Source organism: Burkholderia sp. A2, assembly GCF_001729305.1.
Classification (GTDB): Bacteria; Pseudomonadota; Gammaproteobacteria; order Burkholderiales; family Burkholderiaceae; genus Burkholderia; species Burkholderia sola.
In genome coordinates this window covers 104,458-126,488 of record NZ_LZXX01000024.1, presented here as the reverse complement: position 1 = coordinate 126,488, position 22,031 = coordinate 104,458, and the positions used below count along the sequence as shown (strand labels likewise).

Here is a 22,031-nt window from a genome sequence, read left to right as displayed (position 1 = left end):
GGGGAAACGGCGCGGCGCCGGTGAGAACGGGTGAGACGGGGCCGGTGGCCGGACGATGCGCGGCGACCCGCGATGCGGCTGCCCCGTCGCGGTGCACGCGGTTCGCGTGCGGGCGCCGGGAGGCACGGCGGTCGGGCCGAACGCGGCCCGGCGCCGCTGGCTGGTGCGCACGACGAACGGCGCGAGCCTGAAAGTGCGTAGGATCGTCAATCGGGCCGGAAAACGCAAGCCGACCGCATTGCGTGGCGCGGGTTCCGGCGGCTTTTGACAAAGAATGTCATGTCCGTCCGGCCGATGGCGGCGGCGTGCGAGGCCGGCTGCGGCGGCGTGCCGCTGGCGTTCGGCTTTCGGCGTGTGCGACGGGACGCGCCGCGCCGTTCGACCCCGCGCAGGCGAACGCCGTGTCGAACGTTTCCCCGCGCGCCGTCTGCGTTCGCTTATGCGCCGGACTTGCCCGTCGCGCCGGCGTCGCCGCCGGCCGTCGGGTTGGCCGGGCACGGCACGGCCGGCGCGGCGGCCGTCTTGCCGCCGGCCGCGGACACCGCGCCGCGGCGGGCGGCCATCGCACGCACGCCGGCCGCGGCCTGGGTCGCAATCACGTCGAGCGCGCGCCGGTGGCCGGCGACGAGCGCGTCGTAGCCGTCCGCGACCGGTTCCGCGACGCTCGTGCGGCAGGTCATCACGGCCTGCGAGGCGAGCGAGCGCACGCTCCATACGGCGTCGATCGCCGCGCGCTTGCCCGGCCACGACTCGAAGCGCTGCACGTTCACGCTGATGCGGTACACGGGCACGCCGGCCGGATACGCGGAATTCGCGACGTCGATCGTGCCGAGCTGCGCGGCGAGATCGTCCGACAGCGCGCGGCGGATCTCGTCGGCGGGTGGCGCCGCCCAGCGTTCCTGCTCCAGCACGTCGACCTGCGCCGCGTTCTTCTGCACGACCAACTGGTTCTTCGCGACCTGCTCGGGCACGCCGACCGACGGCACCTCGATCAGGAACGCCGGGTTGGCCGGCGCGGTGCGCAGCGGCGCCGCGGCGTCGGCCGGGCTGAGCGTGTAGAACCGCGCGGGCGGCGAGCTGCACGCGGCGAGCGCCAGTGCGGCGAAGACTGCCGCCGCGCCGCTCGCGAAACCGTTCACGCGTGTCGTCATTGCTTATCTCCTGGCTTGCCCTTGAGCAGCGATTCGGGGTGGCGCTCCAGATAGTCGGCGAGCGCGTTCAGCGATTGCAGCGTGCGCGTGAGCTCCTTCAGCGCGCCGCGTACGTCGGACTGCAGCGGCGAATCCTGCTGCAGCGTCGCTTCGGCGGTCGAGAAGGTCTGCTTCGCGGCCGACAGCGTGTCGCGCGCTTGCGGCGCGACCTGCGTGTCGAGCTGCTTGAACAGCTTGTCGGCATTCGCGAGCGCGCTGTTCAGGTTCGCGCCGATCTGGTCGAACGGCACCTTGTCGAGCTTCTTCGCGATGTCGGCGACCTGCAGCTGCAGCTCGTCGAGCGTGTTCGGCACGGTCGGCAGCTCGAGCGGCTGGCGGGCCGTGTCGATCTTCACGGCCGGCGCCTTCGGGAAGAAGTCGAGCGCGACGTACAGCTGGCTCGTCAGCAGGTTGCCGGTGCGCAGCTGGCCGCGCAGCCCGTGCTGGACGAGCCGCTCGACGATTTCGCGGCGCGCCGGTTCGCCCTTGCTCTCGATCGTCTCGCGGAAGCGGCGGCCGAGGCGTTCCGGATACACGTTCATCGTCACCGGCATCAGGAAGTTCTTCGTCTTCGGATCGAAGTCGATGCCGATGTTCGTCACTTCGCCGAGCACGATGCCGCGGAAATCGACCGGCGCGCCGACGGCGAGCCCGCGCAGCGACTGGTTGAAGTTCATCACGACCTGCAGCGGCTGGCCGTCCGGGTCGCGCATCGCGTCGCCCTCGTCGGAGCCGAGACGGAACGTCGTGTTGTTCGGCGCGGTCGTGCCGGTGCCCTGGTTCGGCGGCGTCTGGAACGCGATGCCGCCGAGGATCACGGTCGCGAGCGACTGCGTGTTCAGCTTCAGGCCGCTCGAATCGAGCCGCAGGTCGACGCCGCTCGCTTGCCACCAGCGCGTGTTCATCCCGACGTACTGGTCGTACGGCGCATTGACGAACACGTTGAACGTCACGCCCGTGCCGTCCTTGTCGAGCGAGAAGCCGACCACCTGGCCGACCTGCACGCGGCGGTAGTAGACCGGCGAGCCGATATCGACCGAGCCGAGCGAATCGCCGCGCAGCACGTACTGCGTGCCTTTCTGGTCGCCCGTGACGGCGGGCGGCGTCTCCAGGCCGGTGAAGTCGGTCAGCGTGTCCTGGCCGTGACCGGCGTCGACGCCGATGTACGCGCCGGACAGCAGCGTGCCGAGCCCCGACACGCCGGTCGCGCCGACGCGCGGCCGCACGATCCAGAAGCGCGAGCCCTTGACCGCGAAATCCTCGGCTTCCTTCTTGAGCTGCACCTGGACCAGCACGCGCGACAGGTCTTTCGACAGCTTGATCGTCTTGACCGTGCCGATCTCCACGTCCTTGTACTTGACCTGGGTCTTGCCCGGCTCGAGCCCTTCGGCGCTGTGGAAGCTGATCGTGATTTCCGGGCCGCGCTCGCGCACGGACTTGATCACGAGGCCGATGCCGATCAGCGCGGCGATCAGCGGCACGAGCCAGACGAGCGACGGCAGCCAGCCGCTTTTCGTCGAGATCGTCGGATCGGGCGGCCGGGGCGCGTCGTGCTGCGGGCCTTGTGGACTATTCATGGTGATTCCCTGAGGTTTCGACTGGATCCCAGATCAGGCGGGGATCGAACTGCATCGACGCGAGCATCGTCAGGATCACGACCGAGCCGAACGCGAGGGCGCCGGGGCCGGCCGTGATGACGGCGAGCGAACGGAAATGGACGAGCGCGACGGTCAGCGTCACGACGAAGATGTCGAGCATCGACCAGCGGCCGATGCGCTCGACGATCCGGTAGAGGCGCGTGCGCTGCAGCGGCCGCCAGGCGGCGCGGCGCTGCGCGCTGGTGACGAGGATCGTCAGCACGCCGAGCTTGAGCATCGGCACGAGAATGCTGGCGACGAACACGACGACGGCGAGCGGCCAGTCGCCGGACGTCCAGAAATAGATGACGCCGCTCATGATCGTGTCCTGCTGCGACCCGACGATCGACGACGTGCGCATGATCGGCAGCAGGTTCGCCGGAATGTAGAGGATCGCGGCCGCGAGCAGCAGCGCCCACGTGCGCATGATGCTGTTCGGCGTGCGCACGTGCAGCGCGCTGCCGCAGCGCGCGCAATGCGCGTGCGGGTGGTCGATCGTCTGCACGAGCCCGCACGCGTGGCAGCTGGCGTAGCCCTCGCGGGCGGCGGTCGGCGTAGGGCGCGTCATCGGCGGGGCGCGTCCGGCAGCGGCGCGGCAGGGTCGGGCTGCCCGGGCGCGCGGCCGGCGCGCAGGTCGTCGGCGATGTCCCACACCGTGCGCGGGTCGAACATCAGCACGACGGCGGTCATCAGCGTGAGCGCGCCGAACGCGAACAGCGCCGCGTCGGGCACGACGCGCGCGAGGCTCACCATCTTCACGATCGTGACCACGATGCCGAGCATGAACACCTCGATCATCCCCCACGGCCGCACGAGCTGGATCGTGCGCAGCACGACGTTGAGGCCGGGCGGCACGACGCCGCGGCGGATCGGCAGCAGGACGTAAAGCAGCGCGGCCATCTCGACGAGCGGAAACAGCACGGTCGAGCAGAACACCATCACGCCGACGATCGCCATGTCCTGATGCCACAGCGCGTCGATCGCGCCGATCAGCGTCGTCTGCACGCGCGTGCCGTTCAGGTCCATTTCGAGGATCGGGAACGTCTGCGCGATGATGAACGTGACGAGCGCCGCGACCGCGAGCGCGGTGATGCGCTCGATCTGCGTGGTGCTGTTGCGATACAGCAGCGCGTCGCAGCGCGGACAGCGCGCGATCTCGCGGCCGGCGAGGCGCGGTTTATGCAACAGTGCGTCGCATTCGTGGCAGGCAATCAGGTCGTATCGTTGCATGGAAAAGGCGGTGTCGCGACGGCTGGGGAAACGCGTCGACGGGGCCGGAACCCGCGCCAATCTTACCAAAAGGGCTTTTTCGATGGGTCAAGGATCATGAATTGCGTGACCGGTCGGTAACATGACGGGAAGCCGTCAGCCGGCTGGCGTGCCTGTCCTCAGAGTCCGCGCGCGTCAAAAGGTTGCGGTAGCATGGCGCCCTTGACATGCGTCGGACGAATTTACCGGCGCAGCCGTTCGCTGAACTGAGGAACCCAAGATGGCATCGAAATCGCCGCCGGCCCTGCCGGCACGCTATGCGCACCCCGCGATCGCACTGCACTGGCTGATCGCGCTGCTGATCGTCTGCGGCTTCGCGCTCGGCTGGGTGATGACGGACATCCCCGGCTTCACGCCGACCAAGCTGAAGTACTTCTCGTGGCACAAGTGGATCGGCGTGACGGTGTTCGCGCTGGCCGTCGTGCGCGTGCTCTGGCGTGCGACCCACGTGCCGCCGCCGCTGCCGGGCGGCACGCCGGCGTGGCAGCGCGCGGCGTCGCACGGCGTGCACATGCTGCTGTACGTGCTGATGATCGTGATTCCGGTGACGGGCTACCTGTACAGCTCGGCGTCGAACATCCCGGTCGTCTATCTCGGCGTCGTGCCGCTGCCGCGTCTGATCGACCCCGATCCGGCGCTCAAGGAAACCTTCAAGACGCTGCACGTCTCTTTGAATTACATTCTGCTTGCGCTCGTCGCGATGCACGTGCTCGCGGCGCTCAAGCACCAGCTGTTGGACCGCGACGGCCTGTTGTCGCGCATGCTTCCCTTTGCCAAATGAAGGATCCCATGAAAGTGTCTTTCTCCCGCTCCATGCTGACCGCGCTCGCCGCGGCGGCACTTGTCGCGTCGGGCGCGGCGCATGCCGACGTCGATCTCGCGAAGAGCAAGGTGTCCGCCGTGTCGAAGCAGATGAACGTGCCGACCGAAGGCGCGTTCAAGAAGTTTTCCGCGCAGGTGAAGTTCGACCCGGCGAAAGCCGCGCAGGGCAGCGCGCAAATGACGATCGACGTCGCGAGCTTCGACCTCGGCGACAAGATGTACAACGACCAGGTCGCCGGCAAGGACTGGTTCGACGCGAAGACCTATCCGCAGGCGACCTTCGTGTCGTCGGCGATCGCGCCGGCCGGCGGCAACAAGTACAACGTGACCGGCAAGCTGACGATCAAGGGCAAGGCCGAGACCGTCACGGTGCCCGTCACGGTCGCGCAAAACGGCGCGACACAGACCTTCGACGGCGTGCTGCCGATCAAGCGTTCGGCCTTCAACGTCGGCACCGGCGAGTGGAAGGACACGTCGATCGTCGCGGACGAAGTGCAGATCAAGTTCCATCTCGTCGCTACGAAGTAAGCGGCTGGTTGCCGCGTCAACTGAATGCCGCGCGAGGGCGCGGCGCCGTTCCTAGGAGAAAAAGTTTGAAAAAGCATCTGATCATCGCCGCCGGCGCGCTGGCCGCCTCGCTGTCGTTCTCGGCCTTCGCCGAAAGCGCGACCTACCAGTTCGACCCGAGCCACACGTACCCGAGCTTCGAAGCCGACCACTTCGGCGGCCTGTCGGTCTGGCGTGGCAAGTTCGACAAGTCGAGCGGCACCGTGACGCTCGATCGCGCGGCGAAGACCGGTACGGTCGACGTGACGACCGACATCGCGTCGATCCACACGGGCAGCGCGAAGCTCGACGAGCACCTGCAGACGGCCGAATTCTTCGATGCGGCGAAGTTCCCGCAGGCGAACTACAAGGGCACGATCAAGTTCGACGGCGACAAGCCGGTGTCGGTGGTCGGCAACCTGACGCTGCATGGCGTCACGAAGCCGCTGACGCTGAAGATCGATTCGTTCAAGTGCATGCCGCACCCGATGCTCAAGCGTGAAGTGTGCGGCGTCGATGCGGTCGGCGAATTCAGCCGGGACGATTTCGGCCTCGACTACGGCAAGCAGTACGGCTTCAAGATGAAGACGAAGCTGCTGATCACGGCCGAAGCGGTCAAGCAGCAGTAAGACTCGCTGGCGGGGCCGGCCATTGCGCCGGCCGCCGCGGACTAACCGCCGCGCTCCCGTTACCGGGGCGCGGCGGTTTTTTTTGCGCGCCTATAATCGCCCGAGCGCCGCATGTGGCCATGCGAATCCTGCGGCGCCGGGCAGGCCGACGACGCGACGGTGGCCGCCCCGAACAGAACGTACAACGACAAGGAGATCGCCGATGCATGCCGTCACGCAGTCCAGCTCCATTGCCTCGTCGCCGCGCGTGTGGCGCGCGGTGGTCGCCGCGTCGATCGGCAACGCGCTCGAGTGGTTCGATCTCGTCGTCTACGGCTTTTTCGCGGTGACGATCTCGAAGCTGTTCTTCCCGGCCGGCAACGACACCGTGTCGCTGCTGCTCACGCTCGGCACGTTCGGCGTGTCGTTCTTCATGCGGCCGCTCGGCGCGATCGTGCTCGGCGCGTATGCCGACCGCGCGGGCCGCAAGGCCGCGCTCACGCTGTCGATCCTGCTGATGATGGCCGGCACGCTGATCATCGCGGTGCTGCCGACCTACGGGACGATCGGCGTCGCCGCGCCGGTGATCCTCGTCGCCGCGCGGCTGATGCAGGGCTTCTCGGCCGGCGGCGAGTTCGGCAGCGCGACCGCGTTCCTCGCCGAGCACGTGCCGGGGCGGCGCGGCTTCTTCGCGAGCTGGCAGGTCGCGAGCCAGGGGCTCACGACGCTGCTCGCCGCGGGCTTCGGCACCGTGCTGAACGCGCAACTCACGGCCGACCAGATGGCGTCGTGGGGCTGGCGCGTGCCGTTCTTCTTCGGGCTGCTGCTCGGGCCGGTCGCGTACTACATTCGCACCAAGGTCGACGAGACGCCCGAATTCCTCGCGGCCGAAGGCACCGCGAACCCGCTGCGCGATACGTTCGCGTCGCACAAGGCGCGTCTCGTCGCGGCGATGGGCGTGGTCGTGCTCGGCACCGTCGCGACCTATCTCGTGCTGTTCATGCCGACCTACGGCGTGAAGCAGCTCGGCCTCGCGCCGTCCGCCGCCTTTGCGGCGATTCTCGTCGTCGGCGTGATCCAGATGGCGTTCGCGCCGCTCGTCGGCCACTGGTCGGATCGCTACGGCCGCGTGCGCGTGATGATCGCGCCGGCCATCGGCATCCTCGTGCTGATCTATCCGGCGTTCGCGTATCTCGTCGCGCATCCGGGCTTCGGCACGCTGATCGCGCTGCAGGTGCTGCTCGCGTTCCTGATGACCGGCTACTTCGCGGCGCTGCCGGGGCTGTTGTCCGAGGTGTTCCCGGTGCAGACCCGCACCACCGGGATGTCGCTCGCGTATAACGTCGCGGTGACGATCTTCGGCGGCTTCGGGCCGTTCATCATCGCGTGGCTGATCCGCGAGACGGGGATGAAGACCGCGCCGAGCTTTTACCTGATGTTCGCGGCCGTGCTGAGCCTCGCGGCGCTGGTCGTGCTGCGGCGGCGGTTCGGGTTTCGGTGACGCTTCGACGCGACGCGGGCGGGGAGTCAGCCGCCCTTTGAGGCGGCTGCGATTTTTGTACCGCCAAGCAGGCAGTCATGTAGCCGCGCTCGCGAGCTGATGGCATTTCTGCGAGCGCCGCTCAGGCTCAAAATGAGCCTTCCAAAATTCAGTCACGTCTTATGGCGATTTTGTCCTGCACTTTGTAGAGTCTTGCGGGATATTTCGCACACCAACCGGCAATTAACCGGAAAGGACTGATATGGCGGGTCAAGCACCATCGAAGACAGGCTTCGAGAAATGGCAGGACGGCATCGACAAGGCGGTAGGCGATACCAGATGGGATTCCTGGGATTGCGAAATCCGGATGGCAGTCGACGAGTACAACCGCCATCTTTCCGGGATAGCAGGATACAGGCCGTTGGATTGGCAGCTTATCAAGGCGATGCTATGGGTCGAATCTGGTGCGGCCGACTCGGAATGGAACAGCAAGCCCATGCGCATCGGCGTCTCTGGCGATCCAGGGCTGGCATCCCTGCTGTCGGGAAACGAAGGTGGCGACTTGATTCTGCCACCGGCCTGGAACGGACAGCTGACAATGGGGTCGGTCCGAAGCATGCCGGCACATAACATTCGTGCGGGGATCGGTTACTTGCTGATGAAAACGGCCCATTACGAGTACCGCAGCGTGTCGAACGCCGATGTCAAAATCTATGAGGTCATCGTTAAGCCCGGCGATAGCCTCGACAAGATTGCAAAAGCGCAAGCAAGCACAGTAGATACGCTGAGAAAGCTTAATCCGACCGCTACCGTTCTACGACCTGGGCAGGCGTTGAAGTATCAGAAAGCATCTGTGCAACGCGTCATCACAAGCTGGCGGCAGATCTCTACAACGTTGATAGCACAACGCTATAACGGAGGAGGCGATTTCAATTATGCGGCAAAACTCGACTATGCATTGAAGGCGATACAGAAAAGGACGGGCGCGATATGTGCAGAATAGTATTTTTAGTTGCAGCTATTGCTTTTCCGCTCGTTTCGATAGCTGCCTCGCATACTTCGGCTCAGAGCGAGCGAGAACTGCGCGGCGACTGCTCGAATGGAGTGATTGGCATAAGAGAGTGTTTACAGCGGAAGCAAGAGGCAAGCGAGGTCGAGCTGAAGCGGGCCGAAGAAAAAGTGCGTAATGCGTTTGCCAAGTGGGATGAGGACTCCAAGTTCATCAGTCTGGCCACGACCAAGCTGGCCGCCTCGAAGAAAGCTTTCGTGAAATACCGTGAAGCGCAATGCGAATTTGCCTCCTCATTGGGCGGGGGCGCCATTGGCAATGCGCTTGAGGTGAGAAGGCTAGCCTGTGTCGCAGAACTCAATAACAGACGCGCCGCGCAATTACGCGATGCGGTGTCTGACTTACCGTTGAAGTAGCGCGGTGCCGTCGGCATCTCGACGCGGCGGCGCCAGTCAGCCCGGCACGACACCGTAGCCAAGCCGCCCGTGCCATCGCGCCGGGAGAAGAGGGCAGCGACGCTTGCATGAAAAAAGGCCGGTCCAACAGGACCGGCCTTCGTATATCCGCCGAAACGGCGCGGCGCTTAAACCTGCGCGCCCGCGTTCGGATCGTCCGGATCGTGCGCGGTCTTCTTGTCCTTGATCAGGTCTTCGCGCTTGATGCCGAGCCACATCGCGAGCGAGCCCGCGACGAACACCGACGAGTAGATGCCGAACATGATGCCGACCGTCAGCGCGAGCGCGAAGTAGTGCAGCGTCGGGCCGCCGAAGAAGAACATCGACAGCACCATCATTTCCGTCGACGTGTGCGTGATGATCGTGCGCGACATCGTGGTCGTGATCGCGTGGTTGATCACTTCCTGCACGCTCATCTTGCGTTCGCGGCGGAACGTCTCGCGGATCCGGTCGAAGATGACGACCGACTCGTTGACCGAGTAGCCGAGCACCGCGAGGATCGCCGCGAGCACCGCCAGCGAGAACTCCCACTGGAAGAACGCGAAGAAGCCGAGAATGATCACGACGTCGTGCAGGTTGGCGATGATGCCCGCCACCGCGTACTTCCATTCGAAGCGGAACGACAGGTAGATCACGATGCCGATCACGACGCACGCGAGCGCGAGCAGACCGTCGGTCGCCAGTTCGCGGCCGACCTGCGGGCCGACGAACTCGACGCGCTGCAGCGTGACGTCGGGGGTCTGCGCCTTCAGCGCGCCCATCACCTGGTCGCTCTGCTGCGCGGACGTGAGGCCTTCCTTCAGCTGCAGGCGGATCAGCACGTTGCGCGACGTGCCGAAGTTCTGCACCTGCGCGTCGGCATAGCCGAGCTTGCCGAGCGTCGCGCGCACGGGCTCGAGCTCCGCGGCCTGCTGGTACTGCACCTCGATCACCGTCCCGCCGGTGAATTCGACGGACAGGTGCAGCCCGCGGTGGAACAGGAAGAACACGGCGGCGAGGAACGTGACCAGCGAGATCACGTTGAACACCAGCGCGTGCCGCATGAACGGAATGTCTTTACGGATGCGGAAAAATTCCATGGCTTCGTCTCCGGGGCCTTATTGGGTCGAGCCCGGTTTCTTCGGCGACACGCGTTGCTGCGCGCGGTTGCGCAGCTGCGGCTTGCCGGCGCGCGGCGCGTTGCCCTTCGCCGGGGCGGCGAGCTTCGCGGCGCGCGCGGTGTCGGTCGATTCGTCCGCGTCGGTGAACGACGCGGCGGCGGCGCCTTCCGGCTTCCACACCTGGCCGATCGCGAGCGACTTCAGTTTCTTGCGGCCGCCGTACCAGAGGTTGACGATCCCGCGCGAGAAGAACACCGCGGAGAACATCGACGTCAGGATGCCGAGGCAGTGCACGATCGCGAACGCGCGAACCGGGCCCGAGCCGAACGCGAGCAGCGCGAGGCCGGCGATCAGCGTCGTGACGTTCGAGTCGAGAATCGTCGCCCATGCATGCGCGTAGCCGGCCTGGATCGCGAGTTGCGGCGGCTGGCCGGCGCGCAGTTCTTCACGCACGCGCTCGTTGATCAGCACGTTCGAGTCGATCGCCATGCCGAGCGCGAGCGCGATCGCCGCGATACCGGGCAGCGTCAGCGTCGCCTGCATCAGCGACAGCACGGCGACGAGCAGCAGCAGGTTCACCGACAGGCCGATTACCGACACCACGCCGAACAGCATGTAGTACGCGATCATGAACACGGCGATCGCGCAGAAGCCCCAGATCACCGAGTGGATGCCCATCTTGATGTTGTCGGCGCCGAGGCTCGGGCCGATCGTGCGTTCCTCGATGATGTCCATCGGCGCGGCGAGCGACCCGGCGCGCAGCAGCAGCGCGAGATCGGCCGCGGCCTGCGGCGTCGGCTGGCCCGTGATCTGGAAGCGGTCGCCGAGTTCGGACTGGATCGTCGCGACCGTCAGCACTTCGCCCTTGCCCTTCTCGAACAGCACCATCGCCATCGGCTTGCCGATGTTCTCGCGCGACACCGTGCGCACCGCGCGGCCGCCCGCCGAATCGAGGCGGATGTTGACCGACGGACGCTGATGTTCGTCGAAGCCGGCCGATGCGTCGATGATGCGGTCGCCGGTGAAGATCACGTCCTTCTTCAGCAGCACGGGCGCCTGGTTGCCTTGCGTGAACAGCTCCTCGCCCGGCGGCACGGGGTCGTTCGGGTTCGGGTGCGTGTTGATCGGGTCGGCGAGGCGCGCCTCGAGCGTCGCGGTGCGGCCGATGATGTCCTTCGCCTTCGCGGTGTCCTGCACGCCCGGCAGTTCGACGACGATGCGGTCGCTGCCTTGCTGCTGCAGGATCGGCTCGGACACGCCGAGCTCGTTCACGCGGTTGTGGAGCGTCGTCAGGTTCTGCTTGAGCGCGGCGTCCTCGACGGCCTTCTGCACGGCCGGCGTGAAGGTGCCGACGACTTGCGTGCCGCCGCCGCCGGGCTGGGTCGCCCATTGCAGCTCGGTGATCGACGCGGCGAGCACCTTGCGGGCGTCTTCCGCCGTCTGCGCATCGCTGAAGTTGACGACCACGGACTGCTCGACGCGGCTCACGCCGCCGTCGCGAATGTTCTTGTCGCGCAGCAGCGTGCGCGCGTCGGACGCGTCGGAGTCGAGCTTCTTCGTGAGCGCGCCCGTCATGTCGACCTGGAGCAGGAAGTGCACACCGCCGCGCAGGTCGAGGCCGAGATACATCGGCAGCGCGTGCAGCGCGGTCAGCCAGCGCGGCGACGCGCTCTGCAGGTTCAGTGCGACGACGTACTGCGGATCGTTCGGGTCGGTGTTCAGCGACTTCTGCAGCAGGTCCTTGACGCGCAGCTGCGTATCGGTGTCCTTCAGGCGCACGCGGATGTTCGCGCCGGTCGCCGTGTTCTCGAAGGTGATGTCGTCCGGCTTGATCTGCGCGGACGCGAGCGCCGATTCGACCTGGGTCAGCGTGGTCGAGTCGAGCTTGACCGTGGCCTTGCCGCTCGACACCTGCACCGCCGGCGCTTCGCCGAAGAAGTTGGGCAATGTGTACAGAAGGCCGATGGCGAGCGCCACGACCATCACGACATATTTCCAGAGTGGGTAACGATTCATGAGGGGGCCGAACGGGTGGTTGGCGTGAAAGCGTCGCGTCCGGCGCCGCGGCGGCCCGCTCTCTCAGGCGGGCACGGCGCGGGGAGCCGGACGCTCGGTGTTAAGCCTTACAGCGACTTGATCGTGCCCTTCGGCAGAATGGTCGTGACGGCAGCCTTCTGCACGGTGATTTCGGTGCCTTCGGCGATTTCGACGCCGATGTAGCCTTCGGTGACCTTCGTCACCTTGCCGACGAGGCCGCCGCTCGTGACGACTTCGTCGCCCTTCGCCATGGCCGCGAGCATGTTGCGGTGTTCCTTCTGGCGCTTCATCTGCGGACGGATCATGATGAAGTACAGCACCGCGAACATCAGGATGAGCGGCAGGAAGCTCATCAGGCTCGATTCGGCGCCACCGGCACCTTGCGCGAAGGCATTGGAAATGAACGGCACGTTGGTCTCTCCGTAGGGGAAGATCGAAAAATAAGCCGGTTATTCTACCACCGGCCCCATGCGCAAACGGCGCGGCAAATGCGCTTTCGGATCAAGCTGTTAAAGCAGGATCCGATACCGTCGCGGCTTTTTTGGAAAGGCAATTGTAATGTTTGGCGGTCGCGACCGGTATCGGGGCGGCTCAATTTAGTACTCGTCCTATGTGGCGGACAGCGGGCGGGCCACCGGCCCGTCAGTCGACCCCGCTGGCCCGATCCTCCGCGAAGCGCTGCCGGAATGCGTCGAACGTATGCGTTTCGATCGCGTCGCGGATCTCGCTCATCAACTGCAGGTAGTAGTGCAGGTTGTGGATCGTGTTGAGCTGCGCGCCCAGGATCTCGCCGACCCGGTGCAGGTGATGCAGGTAGCCGCGCGAGAAGTTCTGGCACGTGTAGCACGTGCAGGTCGCATCGAGCGGCTTCAGCGAGTTCTTGTGCGTCGCGTTGCGGATCTTCACGTCGCCGAAGCGCGTGAAGAGCCAGCCGTTGCGCGCGTTGCGGGTCGGCATCACGCAGTCGAACATGTCGATGCCGTTCGCGACGCCCTCGACCAGGTCCTCCGGCGTGCCGACGCCCATCAGGTAGTGCGGCTTGTTGGCCGGCAGCTTCGGGCCGACGTGCCGCAGCACGCGCATCATGTCTTCCTTCGGCTCGCCGACCGACAGCCCGCCGATCGCGAGGCCGTGGAAACCCAGTTCGGCAAGGCCCGCGAGCGATTCGTCGCGCAGGTCCTCGAACATCCCGCCCTGGACGATCCCGAACAGCGCATTCGGGTTGCCGAGCCGGTCGAATTCGTCGAGCGAGCGCTTCGCCCAGCGCAGCGACATGCGCATCGAGTCGGCCGCTTCCTTGTGCGTGGTCGGCACGCCGTTGGTCGCGTACGGCGTGCATTCGTCGAACTGCATCACGATGTCGGAGTTCAGCACCTTCTGGATCTGCATCGACACTTCCGGCGACAGGAACAGCTTGTCGCCGTTGATCGGCGACGCGAACGTGACGCCGTCCTCGGTGATCTTGCGCAGATCGCCGAGCGAGAACACCTGGAAGCCGCCCGAGTCGGTCAGGATCGGCTTGTTCCAGCCCATGAAGCCGTGCAGGCCGCCGTGCGCGTCGATCGTGTCGAGGCCCGGGCGCAGCCACAGGTGAAACGTGTTGCCGAGGATGATCTGGGCGTTGATCTCGTGCAGCTCGCGCGGCTGGATCGCCTTCACGGTGCCGTACGTGCCGACCGGCATGAAGATCGGCGTCTCGACCGTGCCGTGGTTGAGCTTCACGCGGCCGCGGCGCGCGTGGCCGTCGGTCGTCAGCAGTTCGAATTCGAGCCCGTTGGCCGGGCGGTCCTGCACGGGGGCGTGCGTATCGTGGGATGAACCTTCGGTCATCGTGTCATTCTCCTTGCCACCGAAGAACAGTTCGGCGCATGTTGGAAACGCCGCTGGGCAACCGGCGGCGGGGAAAAGCGGGTGCGCGCATCGTAGCGCGTACGGCGGGAAAACGGGGCGACAGCGCTGGGCGCGACCGCGCGGCGCGCAACGGCTGCTGCGCAATCGCAGGCCGGTGCGTGATCGCGCCCGCCGCGCTTACGCGCCCGGCGCCTCCGGCGTGTCGCGCCGCGTGAGCAGCATCGCGTCGCCGTAGCTGAAGAAGCGATAGCGTTCTTCGATCGCGTGCCGGTACGCGGCGCGGATCGTCTCGACGCCCGCGAACGCGGACACCAGCATCAGCAGCGTCGATTTCGGCAAGTGGAAATTCGTGACGAGCCGGTCGACCACGCGGAAACGGTAGCCGGGCGTGATGAAGATGTCGGTCTCGGCCTGCGTGGCCGCGAGCGGGCGGCCCGCTTCGTCGGCCGCGCGCGCGGCGGCTTCGAGCGCGCGCATCGACGTCGTGCCGACCGCGATCACGTTGCCCCCGCGTGCGCGGGTCGCGGCGATCCTGTCGACGAGCGACTGCGGCAGGTCGTACCACTCGCTGTGCATCTTGTGCTCGGCGATGTTCTCGACGCGCACCGGCTGGAACGTGCCGGCGCCGACGTGCAGCGTGAGCGTCGCGCGCTCGACGCCCATCGCGTCGAGCTTCTCCAGCAGCGGCTCGTCGAAGTGCAGCCCGGCCGTCGGCGCGGCGACCGCGCCCGGATTGCTCGCGTAGACGGTCTGGTAGCGCGTTTCGTCGGTCGCGTCGGGATCGTGCTCGATATACGGCGGCAGCGGCAGGCGGCCGTGCTGCTCGATCAGCTCGAGGCACGGCGCGGGGAAGTGCAGCGTGAAGAACGGCTCGACGCGCTCGCCGACCGTCACGTCGAACGCGTCGGCCAGACGCAGCGTCGTGCCGGCGCCCGGCGACTTGCTCGCGCGGATCTGCGCGAGCGCCGTGTGCGTGCCGGTCACGCGCTCGATCAGCACCTCGATCTTGCCGCCGCTGGCCTTCTGGCCGAAGAAGCGCGCCTTCAGCACCTTGGTATCGTTGAACACGAGCAGGTCGCCGGGCGCGATGCACGACGGCAATTCGGCGAAACAGCGGTCGACGAGGCGTGCGGGTTCGACGGTGCCGTCGACCTCGAGCAGGCGGCTCGCGGTGCGATCGGGCAGCGCGGTTTGTGCAATCAGCTCGGGTGGCAGATTGAAATCGAAATCGGAAAGCGTGAACATGCGGGCTGGTTCGAAGCGGCCGGCGGGCGTCGCCGGCGGGGCGGAAACGCGTAAATGGGGCGCGCGAGCCGCTATGATGACGGGATGCGCGGCCTGGCCGGCGTCGTTGGTTCGGACGACGTGAAAGCCGCTATTGTACTTGCCTTGCGAAGCACCCAGACGATCCGATGCCTGTGTCACCACGCCGTTCCCCCGCTGCCGTCGCCGATTCCGCCGATCCGTTCGACGCGGACGATGCCGCCACGCCCGCGCCTCCCGCACCGGGCGCCGATGCGCGCCGCGCCGGCCCGAAGCGCGGCGCCGACGGCCGGCTCGCGCAGCCCGCGGCCGCCGCGCCCGACGTCGAACCGGGCGAGGGCGGCGACGAAGCTGGCGCGCCCGGCGCATCCGGCACGAAGCGCAAGAAGAAGCCGGCCGCCGAGAAACCCGTGAAAACCGCCGACAAGCTCGCGAAGCTTGGCCTCACGCGCTCGATCGATCTCGTGCTGCATCTGCCGATGCGCTACGAGGACGAGACCACGCTCACGCCGATCGGCGAGCTGCTGCCGGGCGGCATCGCGCAGACCGAAGGCGTCGTGTTCGACAACGAAGTCGCGTACCGGCCGCGCCGCCAGCTCGTCGTGAAGATCCAGGACGACGACGGCGAGCAGCTCGTGCTGCGCTTCCTGAATTTCTACGGGTCGCAGGTCAAGCAGATGGCCGTCGGCCAGCGGCTGCGCGTGCGCGGCGACGTGCGCGGCGGCTTCTTCGGGATGGAGATGGTCCATCCGGCGGTGCGCGTCGTCGAAGCCGACGCGCCGCTGCCGCAGGTGCTCACGCCCGTCTATCCGAGCACGGCCGGCGTGTCGCAGGCGTATCTGCGCAAGGCGATCGAGAACGCGGTCGAGCGCACGCCGCTGCCCGAGCTGCTGCCGCCCGAGATCGAGCGAGATTACCTGAAGCCGCTCGGCGTGCCGACGCTCGCGCAGGCCGTGCGCATCCTGCACCACCCGGGCGTCGATTCCGACGAAGCCGCGCTAATGGACGGCTCGCATCCCGCGTGGACGCGCATCAAGTTCGAGGAACTGCTCGCGCAACAGCTGTCGCTCAAGCGGGCGCACGAGGAGCGCCGCACGCGCGCCGCGCCCGCGATGCCGCGCCGCACCGCGACCGATGCCGACGCGCTGACCACGCGCTTTTACGCGGCGCTGCCGTTCACGCTGACGGGCGCGCAGGCGCGCGTCGTCGACGAGATCGCGCACGACCTCACGCTCGCGCACCCGATGCAGCGGCTGCTGCAGGGCGACGTCGGCAGTGGCAAGACGGTCGTCGCGGCGCTGGCCGCCACGCAGGCGATCGATGCCGGCTACCAGGCCGCGCTGATGGCCCCGACCGAAATCCTCGCGGAGCAGCACGCGCGCAAGCTGCGCGCGTGGCTCGAGCCGCTCGGCGTCACGGTCGCGTGGCTCGCGGGCAGCCTGAAGGCGAAGGAGAAACGCGCGGCGATCGAGGCGGCCGCGCTCGGCACCGCGCAGCTCGTGATCGGCACGCACGCGATCATCCAGGACACGGTCGAATTCGCGCGGCTCGGCCTCGTGATCGTCGACGAACAGCACCGCTTCGGCGTCGAGCAGCGTCTCGCGCTGCGCGCGAAGGCCGCGAATGCGGCCAACGGCGCGCGCGACTTCCAGCCGCACCAGCTGATGATGTCGGCCACGCCGATTCCGCGCACGCTCGCGATGACGTACTACGCGGATCTCGAGGTGTCGACGATCGACGAGCTGCCGCCCGGTCGCACGCCGGTGCTGACGCGCCTCGTCGGCGACGCGCGGCGCGACGAGGTGATCGCCCGCGTGCGCGAGGCCGCGCTGACCGGGCGCCAGGTGTACTGGGTGTGCCCGCTGATCGAGGAGAGCGAGACGCTGCAGCTGCAGACGGCCGTCGAAACCTACGAGACGCTGGCCGCGGCGCTCCCCGAGTTGAAGGTCGGCCTCGTGCACGGCCGGCTGTCGCCGGCCGACAAGGCCGCCGTGATGGATGCGTTCACGCGCAACGAAGTGCAGCTGCTGGTCGCGACGACCGTGATCGAGGTCGGCGTCGACGTGCCGAACGCATCGCTGATGGTGATCGAGCACGCGGAGCGTTTCGGCCTCGCGCAGTTGCATCAGTTGCGCGGCCGCGTCGGGCGCGGCACCGCGGCGTCGGTGTGCGTGCTGCTGTACACCGGGCCGCTGTCGATCGCCGGCCGCGAGCGGCTGAAGACGATGCGCGAGACGACCGACGGCTTCGAGATCGCGCGGCGCGACCTCGAAATCCGTGGCCCCGGCGAATTCCTCGGCGCGCGCCAGTCGGGCGCGGCGATGCTGCGCTTCGCGAACCTCGAGACCGACGGCTGGCTGATCGATCCGGCCCGCGAGGCCGCGGCGCGGCTGATTGCCGCGTATCCGGAGGTCGTCACCCAGCATCTCGCGCGCTGGCTCGGCGCGCGCGAACAGTACCTGAAGGCCTGATCGACCGACTTTGGGGCTGGATCGAACGCCGCCACTCGACGCATCGCGATGCAGAGAAACTTGGCGAACCAGTGCAAACGGGTGTATAAATTAAACCTATCGCCTGTATATTTCTGATTGACCCACAATGACCCTGACTGAATTGAAGTACATCGTCGCGGTCGCGCGCGAGCGGCATTTCGGCCGCGCGGCCGAAGCGTGCTTCGTGAGCCAGCCGACGCTGTCGGTGGCGATCAAGAAGCTCGAAGACGAGCTCAACGTGCAGATTTTCGAGCGCGGCGCGAGCGAAGTGAGCGTGACGCCGATCGGCGACCAGATCGTCACCCAGGCGCAGCGCGTGCTCGAGCAGACGTTCGCGATCAAGGAGATCGCGAAGCAGGGCAAGGACCCGCTCGTCGGCCCGTTCCGCCTCGGCGTGATCTACACGATCGGGCCGTACCTGCTGCCGACGCTCGTCAAGCAGATGATCCAGCGTGTTCCGCAGATGCCGCTGATGCTGCAGGAGAACTACACGCTGAAGCTGCTCGAACTGCTGAAGCAGGGCGAGATCGACGCGGCGATCATGGCGCTGCCGTTCCCCGAAACCGGCCTGATGGTGCGGCCGCTGTACGACGAGCCGTTCGTCGTCGCGCTGCCGGCCGGCCATCCGTGGGAGAAGCGCGACGAAATCGACGCCGAGGACCTGAAGCAGGAAACCATGCTGCTGCTCGGCAACGGCCACTGCTTCCGCGATCACGTGCTCGGCGTGTGCCCGGAACTGATGCGTTTCTCGCAGACGGCCGACGGCATCCAGAAGACCTTCGAGGGCTCGTCGCTCGAAACCATTCGCCACATGGTCGCGAGCGGTGTCGGCATCACCGTGCTGCCGCGGATGTCGGTCGCCGAGATCGGCCCGCGCGCGAACGGCCCCGATGCCGAGCTTCTGTCGTACGTGCCGTTCCACGAACCGGTGCCCGACCGCCGCGTGGTGCTCGTATGGCGCAAGAGCTTCACGCGGATGCCCGCGATCGACGCGATCAGCGACGCGATCGCCGCGTGCGAGCTGCCGGGTGTCGCGAAGCTCGACATGCCGGCCACGATGAACTGACGCGCTCGCGCATGCAGGTGTGGCAGCGTGATGAACGGGGTCGTACGACTCCGTTTATTTTTCCCTATCGCATAGATGAAATTTATCAAATTCAAGTAATTGATAGATATAGATAGAATCCTCTACATGGATCGGCGTCGCACCGACGCGCGGGATGCAGGTTGAATGCAAGCGTCAAAGGAGGATGTCATGATGCGGTCGGTATTGCAGCGCGCGCAGCGGAACACCCCGTCGCGCGACACGGTCGTACATCGCGCCAGGGCGGCGGTTCGCAGCCTGCGCCCGATTGCGTTCGCATACCTGGCGGACCGTGTGTATGGCGGATGAGTGCCGCCGCACGCCGGTCCTGTGTTCCCCCGATTCACCCGCCGTCGAGCGATGAGCGAGCATTGCATGTCCGATACCCGACTAGCCGGCTGCCTCGCCGGCACGACGGGTGCCGTCAGCCGCTTTCGCGAGCGCCCCGCCTGCGGTGCGTGGCAACGGGAACGCGTGTCGAAGGCCGCGCACGACATCCCGTAGTACGACAGGAGGAACCGCCTGTTCCGTTTCATCCCCCGCAATGCTCCACGAACCGCGCCCGGCACGTGGGGGCCTACGAGCAAGACAAGGAGAAAAAGCATGTCGAACGAAACGAAGTGCCCGTTCAACCACACCGCAGGCAGCGGCACGACGAACAAGGACTGGTGGCCGAATCAGCTGAACCTCAACGTCCTGCATCGGCATTCGGCGCTGTCCGATCCGATGGACCCGGATTTCGACTACGCCGAAGCGTTCAAGAAGCTGGATCTCGCCGCGGTGAAGCAGGACCTGCACGCGCTGATGACGGCATCGCAGGACTGGTGGCCGGCCGACTTCGGCCACTACGGCGGCCTGTTCGTGCGCATGGCATGGCATAGCGCCGGCACGTACCGCACGGCCGACGGCCGTGGCGGCGCGGGTGGCGGGCAGCAGCGCTTCGCGCCGCTCAACAGCTGGCCGGACAACGTGAGCCTCGACAAGGCGCGCCGCCTGCTGTGGCCGATCAAGCAGAAGTACGGCCGCAACATCTCGTGGGCCGACCTGCTGATCCTGACCGGCAACGTCGCGCTCGAATCGATGGGCTTCAAGACGTTCGGCTATGCGGGCGGCCGCGCCGATACGTGGGAACCGGACGACGTCTACTGGGGTTCGGAAAAGATCTGGCTGGAACTGAGCGGTGGCCCGAACAGCCGCTACACGGGCAAGCGCGAGCTCGAAAGCCCGCTCGCCGCGGTGCAGATGGGCCTGATCTACGTGAACCCGGAAGGCCCGGACGGCAACCCCGACCCGGTCGCCGCCGCGCACGACATCCGCGAGACGTTCGCGCGGATGGCGATGAACGACGAGGAAACGGTCGCGCTGATCGCGGGCGGCCACACGTTCGGCAAGACGCACGGCGCCGGCCCGGCGTCGAACGTCGGCCCCGAGCCGGAAGCCGCGGGCATCGAGCAGCAGGGCCTCGGCTGGAAGAGCACGTTCGGCACGGGCAAGGGCAAGGACACGATCACGAGCGGCCTCGAAGTCACGTGGACGTCGACGCCGACCCAGTGGAGCAACGACTTCTTCAAGCACCTGTTCAGCTACGAGTGGGAGCTCACGAAGAGCCCGGCCGGCGCGCACCAGTGGGTCGCAAAGGATGCCGGCGAAGTGATCCCCGATGCGTACGACGCGTCGAAGAAGCATCGTCCGACGATGCTGACGACCGACCTGTCGCTGCGTTTCGATCCGGCCTACGAAAAGATCTCGCGCCGCTTCTACGAGAACCCGGCCGAATTCGCCGACGCGTTCGCTCGCGCGTGGTTCAAGCTCACGCACCGCGACATGGGCCCGCGTTCCCGTTACCTCGGCCCGGAAGTGCCGGCGGAACACCTGCTGTGGCAGGACCCGGTCCCGGCCGTCGATCACCCGCTGATCGACGACGCCGACGTCGCCGCGCTGAAGGCGAAGGTGCTGGCCACGGGCCTGTCGGTGTCGCAGCTCGTGTCGACCGCATGGGCGTCGGCGGCGACGTTCCGCGGCTCGGACAAGCGCGGCGGCGCGAACGGTGCGCGCATCCGCCTCGCGCCGCAGAAGGACTGGGAAGTGAACCAGCCGGCGGCGCTCGCGGCGGTGCTCGAAACGCTCGAAGGCGTGCAGAAGGCGTTCAACGATGCGCAGACGGGCGGCAAGAAGGTGTCGCTGGCCGACCTGATCGTGCTGGCCGGTGCGGCGGGCGTCGAGCAGGCGGCGAAGAGCGCGGGCGTTGCGATCACGGTACCGTTCGCGCCGGGCCGCACGGATGCGTCGCAGGAAGAGACCGACGTCGACGCGATGGCCGTGCTCGAGCCGGTGGCGGACGGGTTCCGCAACTACCTGAAGCACGCGTACAAGACGCCGGCCGAGGCGCTGCTGGTCGACAAGGCCCAGCTGCTGACGCTGAGCGCGCCGGAGATGACGGTGCTCGTCGGCGGCCTGCGCGTGCTCGGCGCGAATGTCGGCGATGCGAAGCATGGCGTGTTCACCGATCGTCCGGGAACGCTGACGAACGACTTCTTCGTGAACCTGCTCGACATGGGCACGGAATGGAAGCCGGTGTCGGCCGCGAACGACGTGTTCGAAGGGCGCGACCGCGCGACGGGCGCGGTCAAGTGGACGGGCACGCGTGTCGACCTGATCTTCGGTTCGCACTCGCAGTTGCGCGCGCTGGCCGAGGTGTACGGCAGCGCGGATGCGAAGGAGAAGTTCGCGCGCGATTTCGTCGCGGCCTGGAACAAGGTGATGAACCTCGACCGCTTCGACCTCGCATGAACCCGGTCGCGTGCTGATGCAGTCACGCACCAACGCAGTAATGCGGTAATGCAGTAACGTGAAACGGCCGGTCCAGCGACCGGCCGTTTCTTCTCTGAACGATGTATTGTCAAAGGAGTGACGACCATGACGCAAATGATGCTCAACGTGCGCGCGGCCGCGTCGCCCGTTCTGCGCTCGCCGGTGGAGCTGGCGCGCTACGTCGTCGGCTTCGCGATCGTCGTCGGCGGGGCGGCGGAGCTCGTCTCGCAGGCGCTGCATGCACTGGCGCCGATCGTATCGGCCGCCGGCGGCTGAACGCAGCGACGACCGGTTCGCGACGCTAGAATGACGAGTCGCGAACGGATGCCGCGTGACGCGGCATGCGGATTGCTCGACGCATTTTCGCCGGTTCAACA

Annotated in this window: 20 protein-coding genes; 11 read left to right on the top strand and 9 right to left on the bottom strand. The window is 66.8% G+C overall.

Going from position 1 to position 22,031, the window contains the following annotated elements:
• Nucleotides 1-437: 437 nt before the first annotated feature.
• The 4 genes from A9Z05_RS02345 to A9Z05_RS02330 are packed head-to-tail and all read right to left on the bottom strand — an operon-like array spanning nt 438 to nt 4,057.
• On the bottom strand, nt 438-1,151 hold the full coding sequence (locus A9Z05_RS02345) for a membrane integrity-associated transporter subunit PqiC (RefSeq protein ID WP_069616726.1): 714 nt from the start codon (nt 1,149-1,151) through the stop codon (nt 438-440).
• Nucleotides 1,148-2,767, bottom strand: coding sequence for an intermembrane transport protein PqiB (locus A9Z05_RS02340; RefSeq protein WP_069616725.1), 1,620 nt, complete (start codon nt 2,765-2,767; stop codon nt 1,148-1,150). Before A9Z05_RS02340 ends, A9Z05_RS02345 begins: the two co-directional genes overlap by 4 nt.
• A complete protein-coding gene (locus tag A9Z05_RS02335; RefSeq protein WP_069616724.1) occupies nt 2,760-3,395 on the bottom strand; it encodes a paraquat-inducible protein A in 636 nt (211 codons plus the stop codon). Before A9Z05_RS02335 ends, A9Z05_RS02340 begins: the two co-directional genes overlap by 8 nt.
• Nucleotides 3,392-4,057, bottom strand: coding sequence for a paraquat-inducible protein A (locus A9Z05_RS02330; protein WP_069616723.1), 666 nt, complete (start codon nt 4,055-4,057; stop codon nt 3,392-3,394). The genes A9Z05_RS02335 and A9Z05_RS02330 overlap by 4 nt, the downstream gene beginning before the upstream one ends.
• Before the next feature lie 259 nt (nt 4,058-4,316).
• Between A9Z05_RS02330 and A9Z05_RS02325 the strand changes: the two genes are divergently transcribed.
• From A9Z05_RS02325 to A9Z05_RS02300, 6 genes are all read left to right on the top strand, one after another.
• Entirely contained in the window at nt 4,317-4,877 is a 561-nt protein-coding gene (locus A9Z05_RS02325) for a cytochrome b (RefSeq protein WP_069616722.1), read from the top strand.
• A gap of 8 nt (nt 4,878-4,885) precedes the next feature.
• Entirely contained in the window at nt 4,886-5,446 is a 561-nt protein-coding gene (locus tag A9Z05_RS02320) for a YceI family protein (RefSeq protein ID WP_069616721.1), read from the top strand.
• A 65-nt stretch (nt 5,447-5,511) separates the two neighbouring features.
• Nucleotides 5,512-6,093, top strand: coding sequence for a YceI family protein (locus tag A9Z05_RS02315; RefSeq protein ID WP_006476873.1), 582 nt, complete (start codon nt 5,512-5,514; stop codon nt 6,091-6,093).
• Nucleotides 6,094-6,295: 202 nt separating this feature from the next.
• Nucleotides 6,296-7,573, top strand: a complete 1,278-nt coding sequence (locus A9Z05_RS02310; protein ID WP_069616720.1) for an MFS transporter — start codon at nt 6,296-6,298, stop codon at nt 7,571-7,573.
• 241 nt (nt 7,574-7,814) lie between these two features.
• Nucleotides 7,815-8,555 (top strand): LysM domain-containing protein, encoded by a 741-nt coding sequence (locus A9Z05_RS02305; protein ID WP_069616719.1) that lies wholly within the window; start codon nt 7,815-7,817, stop codon nt 8,553-8,555.
• Entirely contained in the window at nt 8,543-8,977 is a 435-nt protein-coding gene (locus A9Z05_RS02300; RefSeq protein WP_069616718.1) for a lysozyme inhibitor LprI family protein, read from the top strand. Before A9Z05_RS02305 ends, A9Z05_RS02300 begins: the two co-directional genes overlap by 13 nt.
• Nucleotides 8,978-9,144: 167 nt before the next feature.
• On the opposite strand, the gene secF is transcribed toward A9Z05_RS02300, so the two are convergent.
• The 5 genes from secF to queA form a co-directional block, all read right to left on the bottom strand.
• On the bottom strand, nt 9,145-10,095 hold the full coding sequence (gene secF, locus A9Z05_RS02295; protein WP_069616717.1) for a protein translocase subunit SecF: 951 nt from the start codon (nt 10,093-10,095) through the stop codon (nt 9,145-9,147).
• 18 nt (nt 10,096-10,113) lie between these two features.
• A complete protein-coding gene (gene secD / locus A9Z05_RS02290) occupies nt 10,114-12,132 on the bottom strand; it encodes a protein translocase subunit SecD (RefSeq protein ID WP_069616716.1) in 2,019 nt (672 codons plus the stop codon).
• Between the two features lie 107 nt (nt 12,133-12,239).
• Nucleotides 12,240-12,563 carry a preprotein translocase subunit YajC gene (yajC, locus tag A9Z05_RS02285; RefSeq protein WP_006476868.1) on the bottom strand — a complete coding sequence of 108 codons (324 nt, stop codon included), beginning with the start codon at nt 12,561-12,563 and terminating at the stop codon, nt 12,240-12,242.
• Nucleotides 12,564-12,795: 232 nt separating this feature from the next.
• Nucleotides 12,796-13,983: a tRNA guanosine(34) transglycosylase Tgt gene (tgt, locus tag A9Z05_RS02280; RefSeq protein WP_069616715.1), complete on the bottom strand. Its 1,188-nt coding sequence runs from the start codon at nt 13,981-13,983 to the stop codon at nt 12,796-12,798.
• 198 nt (nt 13,984-14,181) lie between these two features.
• Nucleotides 14,182-15,249 (bottom strand): tRNA preQ1(34) S-adenosylmethionine ribosyltransferase-isomerase QueA, encoded by a 1,068-nt coding sequence (queA, locus tag A9Z05_RS02275; RefSeq protein ID WP_069616714.1) that lies wholly within the window; start codon nt 15,247-15,249, stop codon nt 14,182-14,184.
• Nucleotides 15,250-15,416: 167 nt separating this feature from the next.
• On the opposite strand from queA, the gene recG reads away from it, so the two are divergent.
• The 5 genes from recG (at nt 15,417) to A9Z05_RS36760 (ending at nt 21,930) form a co-directional block, all read left to right on the top strand.
• Nucleotides 15,417-17,738 carry an ATP-dependent DNA helicase RecG gene (gene recG, locus A9Z05_RS02270; protein WP_069616713.1) on the top strand — a complete coding sequence of 774 codons (2,322 nt, stop codon included), beginning with the start codon at nt 15,417-15,419 and terminating at the stop codon, nt 17,736-17,738.
• A gap of 127 nt (nt 17,739-17,865) precedes the next feature.
• A complete protein-coding gene (locus tag A9Z05_RS02265) occupies nt 17,866-18,825 on the top strand; it encodes a LysR substrate-binding domain-containing protein (RefSeq protein WP_069616712.1) in 960 nt (319 codons plus the stop codon).
• A gap of 393 nt (nt 18,826-19,218) precedes the next feature.
• Nucleotides 19,219-19,347 (top strand): hypothetical protein, encoded by a 129-nt coding sequence (locus A9Z05_RS37415; RefSeq protein WP_256121820.1) that lies wholly within the window; start codon nt 19,219-19,221, stop codon nt 19,345-19,347.
• Between the two features lie 99 nt (nt 19,348-19,446).
• Nucleotides 19,447-21,633: a catalase/peroxidase HPI gene (gene katG / locus A9Z05_RS02260; protein WP_069616711.1), complete on the top strand. Its 2,187-nt coding sequence runs from the start codon at nt 19,447-19,449 to the stop codon at nt 21,631-21,633.
• A gap of 126 nt (nt 21,634-21,759) precedes the next feature.
• Complete coding sequence (locus A9Z05_RS36760; RefSeq protein WP_176730133.1) at nt 21,760-21,930, top strand: hypothetical protein; 171 nt, start codon at nt 21,760-21,762, stop codon at nt 21,928-21,930.
• Nucleotides 21,931-22,031: the final 101 nt, after the last annotated feature.